The following is an 18831-nucleotide window of genomic DNA, read 5'->3' as shown; positions in this document are numbered from 1 at the left end:
AAAACGCTAGAGGCGGCTCGCAAAATCGGCGTCGCGTTGTGTGCACTTTTGACCAGAACTGATATAGCGTCGGATCGGATCATCATCGCAGGCGGTCACAAACCGCGACTTCACGCCACAAACCGATCGGAGGTCGCTTGTAACTCTTGAATTCGTGTCGAAATGATCGATGCTTGGCGATCGAGCCGTGCATGCGGTGGTAGTTGGCTGGAAGGTGAGAATACATCAACATCGAGGGAGAGATGAGATGACTGTTACACGAAAGACGTTCAAGACAATCCCTGTTGGCACGAAAGTGTCATGGCATTACCGTAGTGCCATCGGCCATGGCACGGTCACCGGTGTGTCCGAGATCGGCACCAACGCAGATAACACAATGTACACTGTGCGTGAAACTGATCATCACCCCGGCGAACCAGCAATCGTGCGCCATTCAGGCAAGGCGCTCAGTCGCGCATGAGTTGGCTCTGCGCTTATAACGAGCAGTTTCTGCCGTCAGCGAGACGGCGAGCGTGGCTTTAGCCTTAGCCTCGGCGGTGTCGTAAACCTTTGCAGCATGGCGACGTTGTCTCGGTTCGAGGCGAAGAATCCGAGAAAGTCTGCTCTCTTGATACGGGCGCCGATGACTACGTCACTAAACCGTTGCGGTTGCAGTCGATCAGGCCCATCTTCCAGAATCAGTTCATGAAGTAACTCACTTCAGAGTAGGCAACTGCGAAGGCCGGAACAATCTGGTTGTTCATCACAGTGGTCAAATGTGACCAGTATTGAAACGTCGTAACTCGAATACTGGTTACGTCAAAGCTTTGCGGCAAGCGACCGCGGCGAAGGCTTCGCCATGAAATGGCACGGAACAGGTCCTCGGACAGCAACGCACGTCACGAGCATTCTCCACTGCCGTGCCAAACTCCTCGTGCTGTTCTTCGTGGTCCTGGCAATGCTGCCTCAGCCTCTGGGTTCGCAGGCGATCCCGGCCGCGCCCGTTGCGAACACTGCTCCGCTCACCGCGGAGCAGGTGGTACACAATCTCGTGCAGATGAATCGTCATCGTGTCGAGGCGCTTCAGGCATACGAGGGAACCCGAACTTATCGGGCGAAGTATGAGGGATTTGCGGGCGCTCGAAACGCGGAGATGGTCGTCAAGATGAAGTACATCTTACCCGGAAAGAAAGAATTCGTTATTAAGTCCGCGACCGGCTCCAAACTGATCATCGACCGGGTGTTCAAGAAGCTGTTGGAGGCAGAAAAAGAAGAGTCCAGTCCGAATACTAAACTGCGCTCCGAACTGACGGACGCCAACTATCGGTTCACCCTGATTGGGGAGGAAAACGGGTTCTCCGGCGCGGCTTATGTGCTCGAAGTGGAGCCAAGGAGAAAAGACAAGTTTCTGTACCGCGGCCGTATCTGGGTCGATGCGGGAGACTTCGCCGTTGTGCGCCTGGAGGCGGAGCCTGCGGAGAATCCATCCTTCTGGACCAAGAAGGCAAACATCGTCGAGGTGTACACGAAGGTGAGCGACTTCTGGCTTCCCGCACGCAACCACAGTGTCACGGCGATTCGGCTTGGGGGGCGTGCCGACTTGACTATCGACTATGACAACTACGAGATTACGGACGCGAGCGAGGTAAGCGGCTTGGCCAGGCCTCAACCCACTTTGCAAGCCGGAACCGTCCCTGCGTCGGAGTAGTGCAAGTGAGGAGATGAAAGCATTGCTCGTCGATTACACAAGTGTTACGCAGCGCTTGAGGCTTCCCAAATATTCTCGACATCCAATTCACCAGAGGGCAACGATATGCGGATGCCAGGACACTTCCAGCATGACAAGACGTTCACACAGCCCCTCGTGGGGATCACTACCCTCTTCATGGTGTTGTTTCACCTCGGCGCCCTGGCTGCGTTGTTCTTCTTCAGTTGGCAGGCATTCCTGGTTGCGGTGGTGCTGTGGTGGGTCGCCGGCGGCCTTGGCATCGGTGTGGGGTATCATCGACTGCTGACGCATCGAGGCTACAAGACCCCGAAGTGGGTGGAATATGTTCTGACTGTATGCGGCACGCTGGCGCTGGAAGGCGGTCCGATCTTCTGGGTCGCAATCCATCGTATGCATCACCAGAACACGGACAAGGAGGGAGACCCGCATTCTCCGCGCGACGGTGGCCTCTGGGCCCACATGGGTTGGATTCTGACGGGCCAGACGATGCACAACGATGCGGCAGATCTTCTGCCTTACGTTCCCGAACTTCGGAAAGACCAATTCCACGTCTGGATCAGCCGCTGGCACTGGATCCCTATGACCGCGCTCGGTGCGATCCTTTTCGTTGCCGGCGGATGGCCATATCTGTTGTGGGGCATCTTCTTTCGCACGGTCATTGGTCTGCATTCAACCTGGCTGGTGAACTCCGCTACTCACATGTGGGGGAGACAAAGGTTTCCTACCGGCGATACTTCCAAAAACAGCTTCTGGGTGGCAATGCTGACCTTTGGCGAGGGTTGGCACAATAACCACCATGCTCATCCGCAAGCCGCCCGCCACGGCTTGGCCTGGTACGAGCTCGATTTCAACTGGTATGGAATCTCCGCGCTCCGGATGCTTCACCTGGCGTGGGACGTAAAGACGTGGAAGCGTAGACCTGACACGGGAAGCGCAATAACAGCTCCGCCAAGACTTGTTGCTCGCAATGAAGAAGAACATCGTTGGCCTGGAGGCGCGGCGGATCTGGACAAGAGTGGGTCCCGCGCGCTCCTGACGCTGAGGGAGGCATATATCCCGCTGAAGCAACCCAATCTCGAGCCTTTCGAGTGATCCATTTTGCAGGACGGCGTGGCCTATAGAGACAGTGTGGAGCGACCGGGATTGGCTTCCAGATATCGACCAGAGTAAGAAGCTCCGTCCGATGGATCCATCAGGCGAACTGTAATCAGCATGGCCGGTACCAGACGATCTTCATGCCCGTAGCGTTGGCGGAAAAGACACAGAAGTTTGTCCGTGCGGAAGTTACGATCGAACCGAGAGGGTAGGGGTTGCTGACGTATATTGCCGGTGTCGAATAACCATTTGGCTCGACTGGCGCTAAATGAAGGTTGTCCATCAGCGTTGCCATAGTATCTGCCGGGCTTCGAGCGGTACCGAGGCGCTCGCATGGTGGGGGACGATGCGCGGAGTGTAGTCAACTGCGGGGCGGGTTGCGGGTACCTCGGCAGAATAGATAAGTGCCGCGGCGGGAGCCGGGCAAGTCTTGCACGCCGTCATGACCTCGAGCTCAGGTCCGCCTTCCTCTAAGGGTTCGGCGTAGAGTTCAACCTTGAATTGATTGGGCTTGAGGTCGCCCTGAAAAACCTCTACGCGAAAAGCATGTCTGCCCTCGTGCGTCTCTATACTCAGGCCTCCGAAGCGCGCAGTGCTCCAATGCCGGGCGATGTCCTGTTGCCATGTGAGCACGTTAATGCCAAGCGCGCTGTCCTTGGCTGCACGTTCACGATACCCAGAGGCGGCAGGAAGATAGTGATCCTCCGTATATTCGCGGATAGCCCGGGTAGCCGAAAATTCAGGAGTGAGCTGCGTCATGCTCTCGCGGATACGTCGCAGCCACTTCGAGGGCATGCCCTTCTCCTCCCGTTCATAAAACTGCGGGATGACCTCGCGCTCCAGCAGCGTATATAAGGTGTCGGCTTCCTGAGCATCCCACGCCGGGTCCTCGCCATGCTCCATGCCGTCGCCGAGGGCCCAGCCGAGGTCGGGAGAATACGCCTCCGCCCACCAACCATCGAGTTCGGAAAGATTGAGGCCGCCGTTGACGAGGATCTTCATCCCGCTCGTTCCACAGGCCTCCCACGGACGCCGCGGCGTATTGACCCAGAGATCGATGCCCTGGACGAGCTCCTGAGCCAGCAGCATGTCGTAATCGCTGAGGAAGACAGCACGGCCACGGATTTCCGGGCGCTTGAGGAAGTCATTCCACCGCTGGATCAGTGCCTGCCCCGGCAGATCCTGAGGATGCGCTTTCCCGGCAAGGATCAATTGCACCGGACGCTGTTGATCGGAAAGCAGACGAACCAGCCGCTCGGGATTGTGTAAAAGAAGATTGGGACGCTTGTAGGTAGCGAAGCGCCGCGCAAAGCCGAGAGTCAGCACGTTCTCGTCGAGAACGCTGCCGGCATCCGAAGGACTTCCGCCTTCCGCGGCAAGCTGCCGCGCGTATCGCTCTCGCACGCGGCCGACCAATGTCTTTCGCTCCGCAGTACGCATCTTCCACAACTGTTCGTCGGTGAGCCTTCGGATATCATCTTCGGCGGGATGATCCTCGCGCCAGCGATTTTTGCCGCAGGCTGAAGTCCAGAGAGCATCCGCTTCCGCGGAATCCCAGGTCGGCACATGGATGCCATTGGTTACCGAGCCAATTGGAACTTCCCGCTCAGGCCATCGCGGGAAGAGCGACTGGAAGATACGCCGGCTCACCTGCCCATGCAGCTTGCTGACGCCATTGATCTGCCCGCTACCCCTGACCGCGAGCCACGCCATATTGAAAGGTTCCGAAGCGTTTTCAGGGTCCTCTCGTCCCAACGCAAGCAGGTCCTCAAGCGAGATGCCGAGTTCTTCCTGCGCATAATGGCTGAGATACTTGCGGACGAGCTCGGGATCGAAACGATCGAATCCGGCCGTAACCGCCGTATGCGTCGTAAAGACATTTCCGGCGCGTGTGACATTGAGCGCCAGATCAAACGGCTTTTTGTTGTCTTCCATGTAGCAGCGCGCTCGTTCGAGCACAGCAAAGGCCGCATGACCTTCATTGAGATGGCATACCTCAGGTTGCATGCCCAGCGCTCGCATCAAGCGCCAGCCGCCGATACCAAGAACGATCTCCTGCTTCAGTCGCATCTCGGCGTCGCCGCTATAGAGCTCGCTGGTAATCCCGCGGTGGGCAGCGGAGTTCGAGAAATCGTTGGTGTCGAGCAGATAGAGCTTCGTTCTTCCAACAACCACTTCCCAGCAACGCAGCCAGATCTTCGATCCGGGCAGTTGAATCTGGAACCGCAGCCATTCGCCGTTCGCGCGACGGAGCGGCCAGATGGGCAACTGGCCGGGATCGTTGACCGGGTAAAGCGCGCGCTGCCTGCCTTCCGAGTCGAAGTCCTGGCGAAAATATCCCTGGCCCCAGAGCAAACCGACTCCTGTGACGGGAACTCCCAGATCGCTGGCTGCTTTCATCTGGTCGCCCGCTACGTTGCCGAGTCCGCCAGAATAGATCGGCAACGCTTCGCTCAGCATGAATTCCATGCTGAAATAGACGACGGATGTGAGCGCGGCCTCTGGGTGCTTCTTCTGGAACCACGCATCTACCCGGAAGGATTCTCGGTTCTGCCGCAACAAATCGTCGACACGCTTACGAAACTGTGGTTGTCCTAGCAGGGATTTGATCTTGTCTTTTGAAACCGTCCGCAAAATCACCCAGGGATTTCGTGTGGCTTCCCAGAGTTCGGAATCGAGATCTTCCCATAGTTCGTCTGCGGCATGGTTCCAGGACCAGCGCAGATTGAGCGCCAACTCAGCGAGTGCGTCGATCCCTTCGATCTTCGGCCAAATGGTGAATGCATTTGGATCGCTCAAGGTGTCCCTCCAACCTGCTTTCCTCTAGCTATTGGTAAACAAGTCGCGCGAGGATGCCCCTTGGCCAGTGACGGTGGAGCGGCGGGCTCGCTGAAGTCAGCCGTCCACATGCGGGTTGCCACCCCTGCGGAGATTGCTGACAGGCGCAAGCTCTGTCGATTCCTCAATGAACTTGCCGTTCTCGTCGGACAGCTCTTCAGGCTTGTAACTGCGTATCCAGGCTTCAAGGATATAAGGATATTGAGATGCTCGGATTCTCGCGCACGCTTGGCCTCGCGAACTCAGATACGGCAGGACCGCGTGAGAACACGTCGCTACAATCCGCTTTCACAACCGGTGCCGGAATTCGCATCCAGCCATGCGAGCAGTGTGCGGATGCTGCCAGTCGCCATCGCGATGCATTCGTCGGCTGCTCCGTAATAGAGATGAATTGTATCTCCGTCCGCACCTATGGTTTGACCGCAGGGAAATACGACATTATTAACGTCTCCTTTTCGTTCGTATGGAGCTTCCGGGCCGAAGATCCAGGAGTCACCCCGCTTCAGGCAGACAGCCGGCTCGTCGAGGTCGAACAATGCCAGGCCCAGGCGGTAGATGCCGCCAGCCGCTGTCTGCCGAACGCCGTGATAAAGCACCAGCCAGCCTTTCGCCGTTTCGATCGGCGGAGAGCAGAGCCCGATCTTGTTCGCGTCCCACCATCCACCGCGCCGTGCCGCAAGCATCACCTTGTGACTGCCCCAATGCCGCAGATCGGGCGAGTACGAAATCCAGATGTGAGCACCCAGCGCTGTCATCGGCCGATGAATCAGAGCCCAGCGACCTTCAAGTTTCCTCGGCAGCAAGGCCGCATCCTTGTCTTCCGGCGTCATGATCACGCCATAGCGCTCGAAGCTCTTGAAATCCCTGGTCATTGCCAATGAGACTCCAGGCCCGCCCCGCGCGAATGAGGTGTAAGCAATCGCATATTGCACGAGCTCCGGGACGTAGGTGATTCGCGGATCCTCGATGCCCCAGATCTCCTCGGGATACTCGCGGGGATTTGCCATCAACGTTGGCGGGGAGTCAATGCGCCATCCATCGATGCCATTCGCAGAACGAGCCGCACACAGGTGCGAGAGCCCCGTCCGGTCTTCCACGCGGCAAAGCAACAAGGTATCTCCATCGGCAAGTCGTGTGGCCCCAGCATTGAAGACACTATTAATCGAATAGGGCCAATCCTTTCGGCTCAGGATCGGATTGCCAGCATACCGGGTAAACAAGGGAGCACCTGCGCGCACCAGCAAGTCGGATTGCTCATGGGTGAGCTGCTCAGGGAATGCGGGCGAAGGGGTCATTGGATTCAAAGTGAGAGACTCATTTCCTGGTCCAGGTTCTCTGCGGTTAATGTTTCTATACCTTGCATTTCGAGGAGAGCCATCAGGAACGCGAGCGTTGACTCCGCTCCCTGGTTTTCATTCACGCGGTCCGGATGAAGTCCGTCCCTACAACCTCCAGTGGTTGGATCGTAAAGCGGGATCCGCAGATCGTTCCGACCGAGAAACCAGCGAAAAGCGCACCAAGCCTCTTCCAGCCATTGCTTCTCGTCCGTTATCCGATAGGCCTGAAGGCAGGCGGAAATGGTGGCGCTCGCTTCGATTGGCTGCTGATCGAAGCGGGCTTTTTCGCCACCCTCCGCGAAAAATCCCCTTGATCCTATCGGAGCGAAAACCTCGCGATCGGCACCGTGTTGTTCGGACACAAGCCAGCGGAGAGATTCAAGGCCAGCCTCGACCATCTTCCGGTTGCCGCCTTCCGACCCCGCGATCAGGAGCGCCTGCGATAACCTCGCGTTTGAGTAGGCGAGATCCTTCTCAAACCATTGCCAGTGTTCCGAATGAGTTCGTTCGTAGATATCCAGCAGTCGATTCGCGAGCAGGTTGCGTGTCCCCTGGATCACACGATCCCCGGGAAAGCAGTCCAGGTAGACCTGTGTGCCCAAGACAGAGAACGCCCATGCACGAGGACTGGTGAAGGCGAGAGCCGCTGGAATTGCGGCCTCAAAGAGCCTGCCCGCAGCGCCTCTCAGGCCAGAACCTTCCGAATGGCAACATACTGTTCCCAGCGCCCACAAGGCGCGACCGTGGCTGTCTTCGGAGCCAGATTCTTCTTGCCATTCGCGATTGTAGCTAAGGAAGTTTCTAAACCGGCCTGTCTTCTCGTGAAAGGCGAACCACAGAAAAGATAGATACCGGCGAGACAATGCCGCCTGCTCCTGACCGTGGAATGAAGCCGACTTGCTCAGTAACGTTGTCACAATGAGCGCGCGCGCGTTGTCGTCGGTTGTGTAGCCTTCGAGAGTGTTAGGCACGGAAAATATGGAGTGCTGCAATATGCCGGTCTCGTCTGTCATGTTCGACAAGTGAGATGTGTCGAGTTGCGGCAAACGATCTATCTCTGCTGTTGTGAAGACGTCTTCCGAGACGGCCCGCGGTCGTAACATTCGCTCGGTGCGCGCGCGCTGGAAGCTCGCCATATAAGCCTGCGCTATTTTTTGCCACGTCGTGCCGCGTGAATATAGGTAAGCGCGCTTTCGCATCGCGTGCCGCTCGGCGTCATTATCCAATAACCTGATCGCGGCATCTGCGATCGAACCAGGGTCGTCGAATGGAACGAGGATGCCGCGCCCATCGGCAAGGAGCTCTTTAGCATGCCAATAAGGTGTCGAAATAATCGCCTTCCCCGCACCGAGCGCGATCGCGAGCGTGCCGGAGACAACCTGGGCTTCGTGGCGATAGGGAGTGATGTAGAGGTCCGCAGCTCCGATCTGTTCGATCAACTCCTCCGAGCTCACGAAACGGTTGTTGAAGATGACTTGGGCGGCAACGCCCAGTTCGAGGGCAATGGCCTGTAACTCTTCCCTGTACCGCTCTCCTTCCCGCCGCCTGATGTGCGGATGGGTCGCTCCCGAAACGATGTATACCAGGTTCGGATGTCTTGCCAGGATCGCCGGCAGCGCGCGGATCATGTTTTCAATCCCTTTATTCGGCGACAATAAGCCGAATGTAAGGAGGACCGACTTCCCCTCGGCCCCGAATAGGTCCTTGAAATAATTGGGGTCCATGAAGGTAATGTCCGGCACGCCATGGGGAATCAGGTCGATCTTTTCGCGTGGCACCCCATACACGTCCTGTAGAAGATTCACGGCATGCTCGCTCATCACAATCAAGCGATCGGAAAGGCGTGCAATCTCGTCGAGCACCGCACGCTGGTTGACATCCGGCTCGCGCAGAACGGTGTGAAGCGTCGTCACTACCGGCATTTTCAATTTGCGAAGCAGCGCCAGGATGTGGCTGCCCGCAACCCCTCCGAAGATACCGTACTCGTGCTGCACGCAGACCAGGTCGTTTCCATTGAAGTTGAGAAATTCAGCGGCCCGTACATAAGAGGCGTATTCCTCCTGGGCAAGCTCGAGCCGCACTTGTTCGGGATATTGGTAGCTCGATTCCGGATCGTTGACCGCGATCGTGAAGAGACGGTCGTTGCCATATTCCGCTACGATCGCGGCGCTTAAGTCGGTCGTGAATGTGGCTATGCCGCATTGCCTGGGCAAGTGGTTGCCGATAAAGGCGATGCGCGTTGGCAACGGCAGCGAGTGACTTCCCACAGAGGAGAGGCTTTCGAACCCGTTGTTATGAGGTATTTCCGAGAGAGTCATAGATTCCCACCTTCATGCACGTTGTTTTCATCACCGGCGTATTGTGCGTTCACGATGAGTTTCTTGCCTTGGGATGTCAGCGCCGAAGTTCACCACATTTGGTCGGGCAAATCTGCGCTTGGATACTTTCCAGCAAGATGATCCGAGACGGGAATCATACTGAGCATCGAAGTTCTCCTGAGCCGCACTTGGAGTGCTGGAATCAGCTCGATCGCTGCCGTTTATCGGGACTCCTCCAACTAGTATCGGCGGAATAAAGCGTGGAGGATGGTCAGTATTGCTCAGCAGAGGTAAAAGGCTGGCGCATGAGACGGCCGTAACTACGGCTCTCCAGGGACATTGACTGACAGCACCCGGGAGGCAATGGGGTCTGGCTGTCAGCCGTCAGTACGTGCTGTCTGCAGATTAGAGATGAGCAAAACAAACCAGATTCTCGCTCGGGTTGTTGCGATGCTGTTGGAGCGTGCGAATGCAGGATATATTCCATTGGAGTATGGGCGACGGTTCAGCGTGATAGGCAGGCTCTTCGCGCAAATCCTCTTCTCAAAGGAAGGAGATCGCTCAACGAAATGGAGATCTTACGAGTGCAAAAGCGAGATGCGCCCTGCACACGAGCAGTTCCGGCTGTCTTCAACGTCGAGTGGAGAAATTGCGAGCGATTGAATAGCAGAACGAATGGGAAGGAACTCCATGGAACTGGGCATGATCGGACTGGGCAGGATGGGAACCAATATGGTGCGTCGGCTTCAGAAGGCCGGCCATCATTGTGTCGTTTACGACACCAAGCAGGAAGTCGTGCAGGCGCTCGCGAAAGAAGGCGCGGCCGGGTCGACTTCGCTCGAGGAATTTACCGGGAAGTTGAAAAAGCCTCGTGCTGTTTGGATGATGGTGCCCGCGGCTGCGGTCGATCCAACCTTGAAGACTCTCATCCCGCTCCTCGATCCTGAAGACATCGTCATCGACGGCGGCAATTCCTATTATCACGATGACATCCGTCGCGCCGCCGAGCTGAAACCGAACCGCATTCACTATGTGGATGTCGGTACCAGCGGCGGGGTCTGGGGATCGGCGCGAGGCTACTGCCTGATAATTGGCGGGGATGAAGCTATCGTTCGAGGCCTCGAACCGATCTTCGCAGCGCTGGCGCCGGGAATCGAAGAAGCCCCGCGCACGCCGGGCCGAGAGAAGGTCGGTGGTACCGCCGAACATGGCTATTTGCACTGTGGCCCCAACGGCGCCGGACACTTCGTCAAGATGGTTCACAACGGCATCGAGTACGGAATGATGGCTTCCTACGCGGAAGGCTTGAATATCCTGCGCCATGCCAACGCCGGCAAGCAGAAGAGTGAGGTCGACGCCGAGACCGCGCCGCTGCGTGATCCTGAATACTACGTCTACGATCTGAACTTGGGCGATATCACCGAGGTCTGGCGTCGCGGCAGCGTCATCGCCTCGTGGCTCCTCGATCTGGCCGCCATCTCGCTCCTCGATAGCCCGGATCTCGCCAAGTTTGCGGGCCGCGTATCGGATTCCGGCGAAGGCCGCTGGACCATCAGAGCAGCCATCGACGAGTCCGTGCCGGCACCCGTCCTTAGTGCCGCGCTCTACGAACGTTTCAGCTCGCGTGGCGAGGACGACTTCGCCGACAAGCTCTTGTCTGCCCTTCGCTATCAGTTCGGCGGCCACGAGGAAAAGGCAGCCGCCAAGGGGAGTGCCTGATGGCTCGATCCCAATCGGACGCGCTGGTTCTCTTCGGGGTGACGGACGATCTCGCCCATAAGATGACCTTCCCAGCTCTTGATGCCATGGCGAGACAAGGCACACCCAGGGAGCCAGTCATCGGTGTCGCCCTCCTGAAATGGAGTCTCGAGCGTTTACACAAACGAGTGACCGACAGTATCGAGCGATCGGGCGGAATCGACGACAAGCAAGCCCTTCACTCTCTCCTGGCCTTATTCAGGTATGTGAGCGGCGATTACAAAGCCCCGGCTACGTTCACGGCGATTCAGAAGGAGTTGCGCAGCGCCCGCCATTCGGCGCACACCTGGCTATTTCGCCCTCGCTCTTCGAGACAGTGATCCAGGGACTCAGTAAAGCGAACCCTGCCCAGAACACGCGCGTTATCGTCGAGAAGCAATTCGGACGTGACCTGTCCTCCGCGCGCGAACTCGGCCGGTGGGATAACTGACGGATCAAAACGGACCACACCAACTCACCCGCGTCGCCACTTGGCTGGCACTTCTGACCGCAGGCGCAGGCAACCCGCCTTTGCCGAAAGCCCCATGGTCTGACTTGCCGGGTGCTCATCGGCATGCGAAAGGCCCGCCAAAATCGTAGTGAAATTTGCCACCGCGGTTTTTTCAAAACCGATCATTATCGAGAGCATACCGATAGCAATCGACCGGGAGGGAAGAAGAATGAAGCGATGAACATGAATGCAGGCGGCAAGTCTGAAAGCCGCTTGTTTTCAGCGGTTAAATTGACCGATGCAACCGTCTTTGCTATAAATAGTTAACCGCAGCGCGTCGTCCGACGGGCTCCGTTTTAGGCGATCCTGAGTAGCTCAATGGCAGAGCATTCGGCTGTTAACCGAAGGGTTGTAGGTTCGAGTCCTACCTCAGGAGCCAATTTTCTTCAACTAGTTTGGGCGACTCTCCACAGAAGCAGCATCCGATACCGGGAATTTATGGGGGACTGCGCTGGAATTCCGGCGCTACTGATGCTTTCCATCGCTCTCCGCAACTCATCCAATGTGAAGTGACCGTAACGCGATGCCATACGAACCATCGTCGCGGTACTCGATCCCACGATCTTCGCTACCTTGGCCATCGGAACGCCAGCATTCAACATTCGGGAGACTGCTGTGTGTCGCAGATCGTGAAAACGGCAGGGAAGTGGCTTGATCGTTTCATCAGAGTCTTTCGCCTTTGAGTTTTCTTTGAGAATCTTGCCAGCCCGCCGCTTCCCATGCTTCCTTGATGCTGTCGATTGGCTTGGTTGGTCGGTGTGGTAAGCCTTGGGCGAAAATACGTCGCCAGCGGTCCCATAACGCTCCGAGGGGAAAACATAGTGCTGAGGGCCTGCGGTCGGGGAAGTGACCCGCCCAGAAGCCTAGAGCAGCCATTGCACGCTGGTTTAGAGGCACGATCTGACCTGTGCCGGATGCCGGCTTGTCCTTGCCCCAACGTAAGCAGCGATTCTCGAAATCGACACTCCCCCATTGCAGGTCCGGATGACTCCGAACCTGGCCCCTGTTCCGATTGCCAAAGTCACGAACGGAACCAGCGAACGTGAGCGGGACTTAGCGCAAGCCTGTAGCAGGGCAGTCCCCACGGTCGCTGATCTGCGCGAGCATCTGCCGGATGGCCGCGCTCTTGCCCGTGCCGCTGTCGCACACGATGAGGAAGTGCGTCGCCTCGCGATCGCGCGGGATACGCGCCCAGCAGCTAAGGGCTTTATGGAAGGTTCGGTCGTACCAGCCCTGCTCTTCGTTGATGAACGCAACCCCGTCCGGCAGATGCACCCGCAGCCCTTTTGCGCGGCCCAGCTTCGTGTTGAACTCCGCCGTCGTCGTCAGCTCCGGGCCGCGCAACCTGCGGCCATGTTTCCAGATCATCCGCCGCGCCCGGTCCTTCGGCACGGCCACGGACAAGGCCACCACGAAGAACGCCGGCGAGTAGCCGAACGGCCTCGCCACGTAGCCCCAGATGTCATCGTGGCGGAACACCCAGCGGCCCGTCAGAGCGTGCAACGTACGCTCGTTGTACATGCCCGTCGTCGATTGCAACGTAAGCGTCCAACGGCCCCCACTGGATTTTGTTAGGTGGTAGTACGGAAGATGGTTTTATGGAAGCGCGAGTACGTCGTTCGTTGTCGGAGAAGCGTCGGATAGTGGAGTTGACGTTGCAGCCAGGGATGAGCGTGGCGCGGGTGGCGCAGGCCGAGGGGGTGAACTCGCATCAAGTGTTTCAGTGGCGGCGCGCGTATCGAGAAGGGCGTATGGAAGAGGTGCGAAGCTGCGGTCTTGTCCCGCTTGTCATAGCTGACGCAGATGGACACGAAGGGATGCCCGCGGTTTCTTCAGCAGCGCAAGAGGCTCCAGGCGGCGCGATCCATATTGAGATTCCAGGCCGGGCCATGATTAGCATAGAGCGCAGTGCGGAGCCAGCACTGATACGCACTGTTCTGGAGATGCTGCGCAAGTGATTGAACTGCGGCAAGGCACTCGCATATGGCTTGCGGCAGGCGTAACTGATATGCGGCGAGGTTTTCCTGGATTGAGCGCGCAGGTGCAGACCGTGCTTTCCATGCAGCCATACTCCGGCCATGTATTTGTTTTCCGCGGACGTCGCGGCGACACGATCAAGATTTTATGGTTCGACGGAGATGGTTTGTGCTTGTTTCAGAAGCGACTGGAGCGTGGCCGTTTCATCTGGCCGCAGGCCACGAGCGGAACTGTATCTCTCACGCGCGCGCAGTTGTCGATGTTGCTCGAAGGCATCGACTGGCGCAGACCGGAACGTACATTTTCACCTCCGATGGCCGTATAGGCGAGGGCAATAATCGCCAGTATTCATGCGGCTATTCCTATCTATTTCCACGGCGCAACGTGCCATACTCAGGCCATGTCGGCTGCCATTCACGCAGATCTCGATTCGCTTGATCACGCAGCATTGAAGGTGCTGGCGGTTGAGTTGCAGAGCGCACTGGCCGCCCAAGAAGCAGAGCTGACATCACTGGAAACCGAGTTCTCAGAACTGCGCCAGCAACTCACCGAACAGAGCGACGAACTGCGCTCTCGCAGTGAACAGATCGAGCATCTGAAGCGATTAGTTGAGAAGTTGCGGCACAAGCTCTTTGGACGTAAGAGCGAGAAGATCACGGCACAACTGGAGCAGTTGGAGCTTCAACTGGAAGAGTTGGAGACCGAACAGGCAGCGGCAGAGATAGTCGCTGACGCTGTTGTCCAACAAGCTGGACCTGCTTCGCGCCCTGGGCGCAAGCCGCTTCCCGAGCACCTTCCACGCGAAGTGGTAACGCATGAGTGCCACAGCAACTGCTGTGCGGAGTGCGGCGGCGAATTGCGTAAGTTCGGCGAGGATGTGAGCGAACAGATTGAGTACATTCCAGAGAGCTTCAAGGTGATTCGTCATGTGCGGCCTAAGTTCACCTGCTCCAACTGCGATCGTATTGCGATGGCTCCCTTGCCAGGGCGAGCCATCGAACGCGGACTTGCCGGGCCTGCGATGCTGGCCCATGTACTGGTCTCTAAGTTCTGCGATCACTTGCCACTCTACCGGCAGTCGGAGATATATGCGCGGCAGGGCGTCGATCTTGGACGTTCCACGCTGGCTAACTGGGTTGGTGCTTGCGCGGAACTGCTCACGCCGCTGCTCGATGCGCTCGGCAGGCATGTCTTCAGCGGAACGAAGCTGCACGCCGATGACACGCCGATTCCAGTGTTGGAACCGGGCCGTGGCAAGACCCGCACTGGAAGACTGTGGACGTATGTGCGCGATGACCGGCCATGCGGTGATACCACGCCGCCCGCGGTGTGGTTTACTTACTCGGAAGATCGCAAGGGAGAACATCCACGCACGCATCTGAAGAACTTCAAGGGTGCCTTGCAGGCCGATGCCTATGCCGGTTTTAACCATCTCTATGGCGACGGCATTTACGAAGCGGCCTGCTGGGCGCACGCGCGGCGCAACCTGCACGACATCCACGTACTGCACGCTTCACCGACTACAACGGAAGCACTGAACAGGATCGGAGCGTTCTATGCCATCGAAGAAGATATCAGAGGCAAGCCGGTTGAAGTGCGTCGAGAAGTACGCCAGTCGCTCGCAAAACCGCTGCTCGATGATTTTCGGCAGTGGATGGAGAACACGCTGCGGCAGCTCTCGCCGAAGAGCCAGACCGCGGGCGCGATTCGCTATGCGCTCACGCGCTACGTTGACGATGGCCGGCTGGAGATAGACAACAACACGGCTGAGCGGGCGCTACGCGCCGTCGCTCTCGGACGGAAAAACTATTTATTCGCAGGTTCGGATGCAGGCGGAGAACGTGCCGCCGCAATGTACTCGCTCATCGGCTCGGCGAAGCTCAACGGATTTGATCCAGAACGCTATCTCCGCACCGTACTCGCGCGCATCAACGATCATCCAATTAACCGCATTAACGAACTGCTGCCTTGGGTGCTTTCCAACGAACTCGACGGAACTGCTCACAGGGCCGCGTGATCAGTCCTTATCGAAGTGTCCACCTAATTTTAAGTGGACACTTCGATACTTGAAAAATAAGCGCCACGGCACGGAGTCCAACTCGATATGGCTACCAGGAAGAACACGCCTGCGCTGACAACGAAGAAGAGCATCCACCAGCTCGAGGTTTCGCTGCTCGAAAGCGATCCGGTCATTTGGCGTCGGCTGCTCGTTCCCTCAGATCTGAGCCTGGCACGGTTGCATAAGGTGCTGCAGGCTGCGATGGGATGGGAAGATATGCACCTGCACGAGTTCCGCACCGATCAGAGACGCTTCGGCCTTCCTGAACCCGCGGACCCGTTTATGGAAATACCCGCGGTCGAAGATGAGCGCAGAGCACGCCTCTCCAACGTTCTTCCCACAGCGGGCGCAACGATGACTTACATCTATGACTTCGGAGATGACTGGGTGCATGAAGTCCTATTCGAGCAGCAACTGCTCGCCGATCCAGATGTCGTCTATCCTGCTTGCATCGACGGTCGGCGCGCCTGCCCGCCGGAGGACTGCGGTGGAATCCCAGGATATTACGATCTGCTCAAAGTGCTCGCGAAACCGTCGCATCGCCGCCACAAGGAACTCCGCGAATGGCTGGGCGACGACTTCCTGCCAGAGGCCTTCTCCCTCGAAGAAGTAAACCGCCGCCTCGCACCACCAAAACGCAGTAGAAAGTCCACTTTGGAGTAACCGCAAACGTCAAGTGGTGGCCGTTGGACGCTTACTCTTTAACAGTGAGCAGTTTGTTATTAATATCCTTCTTCATGTTTCATCTCTGAAGGGGATATACCGATTTCGCCTAGATACCCAGCCTGAGATCAACAAATTTCTTATGGAAAACTCAAAAAAAGGTACCCCAGGCTCCCTGGAGGCGGGTAGCTCAGAGGGAGCGATCTCCGGGCGTTAGGATGCGGTAGAAAACAACAATATTCTCCCGATACGGTGCCAGCAGGAATAGAGTTTCGTGACGTTTTCTCATTACTGATTTCAATACGAATGGTTTGCCGTAATGTCTTGAGGATGCCAGTCGATCGACAAGCCGCCTCACTCTGTTGGTATTTAGCACCAAAGTATCTTGGGCTTCGTGTTCTTCACCCATAGATTTCGAGACGACTGGCGAATTACTTGGCAATTAAATCCCAAGTGTAGATATCCTCGCTGGTCAAATCGTTAATGGCCAGCGGTGTGCCGTCCGGAGCGAATCCGATCCAGTTGCTCATGAAGAACGGGCCCTGTTCAACGCCAGCGAGGCTCGCGACTTTCTCCACCGTTCGATCCACCAGCGCCACGCGAAAGATTGCACGGCTTCCGGCGCTGGAAGATGAGAAGTAGACATACTTGCCATCCTGAGACCAGTTTGGATAGATACTTGGCATTTCGGCAAGACGCTGCCACTTCCCGGAACCAAATTCGAACAAGTATAAGTCTTGATCGCCAGCGTGGAGCGCAACTAGAAAACGGCCGTCCGGCGACCAGCGCGGTGAGAAGTAGCCAACGGATTCCGGCACCGTCGAAACCTTATTCGTGTGTATGTCCAGGATGTGGATTCCTCCCGGAGCTGAGACTGTCCATGCTTCGCCAAAGACCACCTTGTTCCCGTCCGGCGACCAGTCGGGATCACCTTCCGATTGGCTGCTGCTTGACAGGAGACGCGTCATCCCACCATCGGCAGGGACAACGAAGATTCGCCAAACCCCGCTAGCGCCGCGCCCCATAAAAGCTATCGTCTGGCCATCCGGCGACCAGCGGGGCATCATTGTTTGCCTGAAACCCTGCGTAAGTTGAAGGCATTCTTTTCCATCCGCGCGGCATCGCCATAGTTCGTTGTCGGCCAGACTTGTGTACGCAATCCATTTCGCGTCTTTGGAAAATGCAAGGGTTCGCGCAGGGATGTCAGGCAATATCGGGACGAATTTTCCAGAGTTGTGATCGTAGCGTACCAGCTTTGCTTTTATATCCTCGGCGCGCAGAAACAGCTTTCTGCCGTTCCTACTGACGAGCGGTCCCCGATAGTTCATCGCTCCGAAAACTAAACGGAAGGGCTGATTTTCCGTGGAAAGCAGAAATCGGGGGCGTTCTCGCTGTGCCCAAATCTGGTAAGCATCTCCTATCCAGGCTTGAAACAGGTAGAACTTCCCATCAGGCGTCCACGTCCCGCAGCATTGGCGGAAGGGCAACCGCGAAAAGAGCCGGTGAGGATTCGTGCCATCGACCGAAACCTCCCATATTGAAGTTTCCTCGGTCTTCGGATCGATTACGCTAAAGCGCAATGTCCTGCCATCCGGCGCCCACCGGAACCAATAGGCATTTCCGGGAACACTGAATAGCCGCTGCTGGGACACCCCTGCCGTATCACTTGAATAGACCCCGCCATTGGCAGAGTAGAGAATCCTTTTTGCATCGGGATACCAGGCAGCGTCGTAGGCCAGAATATTTCCAACCCTCCGTGCGGCGTCGTCTTTGGGCTGAATGTAAACCGGGGCATCTTCGTCGCGGGAGTGTCTGAGGCTTCGGAGAAGCATCGCTTGACCGTCCTGAGACAGGTCGCACAATTCCGGGTTGGGGACACCCGTCACGGCTGCTGTACTCTGACCACCCTTTGCCAGCACCTCCGCAACGCTGTAGCGGCTGTGGTCAAACTGGGGATAGAAGACTCGGGCACCGTCGGTCAGTAGAGGCGACAGGATGCGAGTCTGCGATTGGGTGACTCTGGTGGGATTTGCCACTGTCAGGTCCGACAAACTGGTTCGTAGAGCAAAAGCGGCGGACAGGCAGCAAACGACGATGACGGAAGCCAAGGCTGCCGTTCCGGTCAACCATTGAGATCTGGTTCCAGGGTTCAGTGCGATGAAGGGAGAGACGCCATGACTTTTCCCGACTATCTCCTCTTCTGAAATCCCGTCCGGCATGGATGGAGATTGGGCGGGAATGGCTTCGACCGCATCGCCGTTTGAGACGTCGCCGTTCCTTCGCCACCGGTCAATCTCGTGCGGATACGCAAAAACAGCCTTGCGCTGGCCGCCGGGGATGCGGTGAACAGGCAACCCTCTCTGCTTCTCCCAGCGGATGACGGTCCGGACATCGCGCCCTACATACAGGGCGATCTCTTTCCAGGAGTCCAGCCTGCCATTCTCCGAGCCGCCGTCCGACATGCCATCAAACCTAACCGAATGAAAGGGGTAGCACAACCTGAAAATAGCGGGGAGAGGACTTTGCGATAGGCGAATGTCAGTAAAAACCACCTTCTGTCACTTCCTGCCATGCGACAGTAGACGCCC

Annotated in this window: 17 protein-coding genes, 1 tRNA gene and 1 pseudogene; 12 read left to right on the top strand and 7 right to left on the bottom strand. The window is 57.2% G+C overall.

Going from position 1 to position 18831, the window contains the following annotated elements; all coding sequences use genetic code 11:
- Positions 1-247: 247 nt before the first annotated feature.
- From VFU66_RS06940 to VFU66_RS06930, 3 genes are all read left to right on the top strand, one after another.
- Positions 248-460, top strand: coding sequence for a hypothetical protein (locus VFU66_RS06940; protein ID WP_326445514.1), 213 nt, complete (start codon positions 248-250; stop codon positions 458-460).
- A gap of 378 nt (positions 461-838) precedes the next feature.
- Positions 839-1687, top strand: coding sequence for a LolA family protein (locus VFU66_RS06935; protein WP_326445513.1), 849 nt, complete (start codon positions 839-841; stop codon positions 1685-1687).
- Between the two features lie 111 nt (positions 1688-1798).
- Positions 1799-2800 carry an acyl-CoA desaturase gene (locus VFU66_RS06930; RefSeq protein WP_326445512.1) on the top strand — a complete coding sequence of 334 codons (1002 nt, stop codon included), beginning with the start codon at positions 1799-1801 and terminating at the stop codon, positions 2798-2800.
- 285 nt (positions 2801-3085) lie between these two features.
- Here VFU66_RS06930 and glgP read toward each other — a convergent pair whose 3' ends face one another.
- From glgP to VFU66_RS06910, 4 genes are all read right to left on the bottom strand, one after another.
- Positions 3086-5602 (bottom strand): alpha-glucan family phosphorylase, encoded by a 2517-nt coding sequence (gene glgP / locus VFU66_RS06925; RefSeq protein WP_326445511.1) that lies wholly within the window; start codon positions 5600-5602, stop codon positions 3086-3088.
- A gap of 96 nt (positions 5603-5698) precedes the next feature.
- Entirely contained in the window at positions 5699-5833 is a 135-nt protein-coding gene (locus VFU66_RS06920; RefSeq protein ID WP_326445517.1) for a phosphoketolase family protein, read from the bottom strand.
- An 83-nt stretch (positions 5834-5916) separates the two neighbouring features.
- Positions 5917-6936, bottom strand: a complete 1020-nt coding sequence (locus VFU66_RS06915) for a glycoside hydrolase family 130 protein (RefSeq protein ID WP_326445516.1) — start codon at positions 6934-6936, stop codon at positions 5917-5919.
- A gap of 5 nt (positions 6937-6941) precedes the next feature.
- Positions 6942-9296: a glycosyltransferase family 4 protein gene (locus tag VFU66_RS06910; protein ID WP_326445510.1), complete on the bottom strand. Its 2355-nt coding sequence runs from the start codon at positions 9294-9296 to the stop codon at positions 6942-6944.
- Between the two features lie 690 nt (positions 9297-9986).
- On the opposite strand from VFU66_RS06910, the gene gnd reads away from it, so the two are divergent.
- The 5 genes from gnd (at position 9987) to VFU66_RS06890 (ending at position 11923) form a co-directional block, all read left to right on the top strand.
- A complete protein-coding gene (gene gnd, locus VFU66_RS06905; RefSeq protein WP_326445509.1) occupies positions 9987-11015 on the top strand; it encodes a phosphogluconate dehydrogenase (NAD(+)-dependent, decarboxylating) in 1029 nt (342 codons plus the stop codon).
- Positions 11015-11374, top strand: coding sequence for a hypothetical protein (locus VFU66_RS06900; RefSeq protein ID WP_326445508.1), 360 nt, complete (start codon positions 11015-11017; stop codon positions 11372-11374). Before gnd ends, VFU66_RS06900 begins: the two co-directional genes overlap by 1 nt.
- The gene (locus tag VFU66_RS15765) at positions 11371-11484 is read left to right on the top strand and encodes a hypothetical protein (RefSeq protein ID WP_414649389.1); all 114 of its coding nucleotides are present in this window, start codon (positions 11371-11373) and stop codon (positions 11482-11484) included. The genes VFU66_RS06900 and VFU66_RS15765 overlap by 4 nt, the downstream gene beginning before the upstream one ends.
- Positions 11485-11607: 123 nt before the next feature.
- Positions 11608-11811 carry a hypothetical protein gene (locus VFU66_RS06895; RefSeq protein WP_326445507.1) on the top strand — a complete coding sequence of 68 codons (204 nt, stop codon included), beginning with the start codon at positions 11608-11610 and terminating at the stop codon, positions 11809-11811.
- A gap of 37 nt (positions 11812-11848) precedes the next feature.
- A tRNA-Asn gene (locus VFU66_RS06890) sits at positions 11849-11923 on the top strand.
- Positions 11924-11930: 7 nt separating this feature from the next.
- On the opposite strand, the pseudogene VFU66_RS15760 reads toward VFU66_RS06890, so the two are convergent.
- A pseudogene (locus tag VFU66_RS15760) lies at positions 11931-12353 on the bottom strand (tyrosine-type recombinase/integrase); the annotation flags it as partial.
- 244 nt (positions 12354-12597) lie between these two features.
- Positions 12598-13083: a hypothetical protein gene (locus tag VFU66_RS06885; RefSeq protein WP_326445506.1), complete on the bottom strand. Its 486-nt coding sequence runs from the start codon at positions 13081-13083 to the stop codon at positions 12598-12600.
- Positions 13084-13142: 59 nt separating this feature from the next.
- Here VFU66_RS06885 and tnpA point away from each other — a divergent pair, with 59 nt between their 5' ends.
- From tnpA to VFU66_RS06870, 4 genes are all read left to right on the top strand, one after another.
- Positions 13143-13502: an IS66-like element accessory protein TnpA gene (gene tnpA / locus VFU66_RS15755; protein WP_414649388.1), complete on the top strand. Its 360-nt coding sequence runs from the start codon at positions 13143-13145 to the stop codon at positions 13500-13502.
- Positions 13499-13846, top strand: a complete 348-nt coding sequence (gene tnpB, locus VFU66_RS06880; protein ID WP_326445505.1) for an IS66 family insertion sequence element accessory protein TnpB — start codon at positions 13499-13501, stop codon at positions 13844-13846. The genes tnpA and tnpB overlap by 4 nt, the downstream gene beginning before the upstream one ends.
- A 144-nt stretch (positions 13847-13990) precedes the next feature.
- Entirely contained in the window at positions 13991-15538 is a 1548-nt protein-coding gene (gene tnpC, locus VFU66_RS06875) for an IS66 family transposase (RefSeq protein WP_414649390.1), read from the top strand.
- A gap of 87 nt (positions 15539-15625) precedes the next feature.
- Complete coding sequence (locus VFU66_RS06870) at positions 15626-16243, top strand: plasmid pRiA4b ORF-3 family protein (RefSeq protein ID WP_326445503.1); 618 nt, start codon at positions 15626-15628, stop codon at positions 16241-16243.
- 431 nt (positions 16244-16674) lie between these two features.
- On the opposite strand, the gene VFU66_RS06865 is transcribed toward VFU66_RS06870, so the two are convergent.
- Complete coding sequence (locus tag VFU66_RS06865; protein WP_326445502.1) at positions 16675-18795, bottom strand: hypothetical protein; 2121 nt, start codon at positions 18793-18795, stop codon at positions 16675-16677.
- Positions 18796-18831: the final 36 nt, after the last annotated feature.

The sequence above is a fragment of the Edaphobacter sp. genome (assembly GCF_035763405.1).
Lineage (GTDB): Bacteria > Acidobacteriota > Terriglobia > Terriglobales > Acidobacteriaceae > Edaphobacter.
This window is presented reverse-complemented; position numbering and strand designations above follow the sequence as displayed.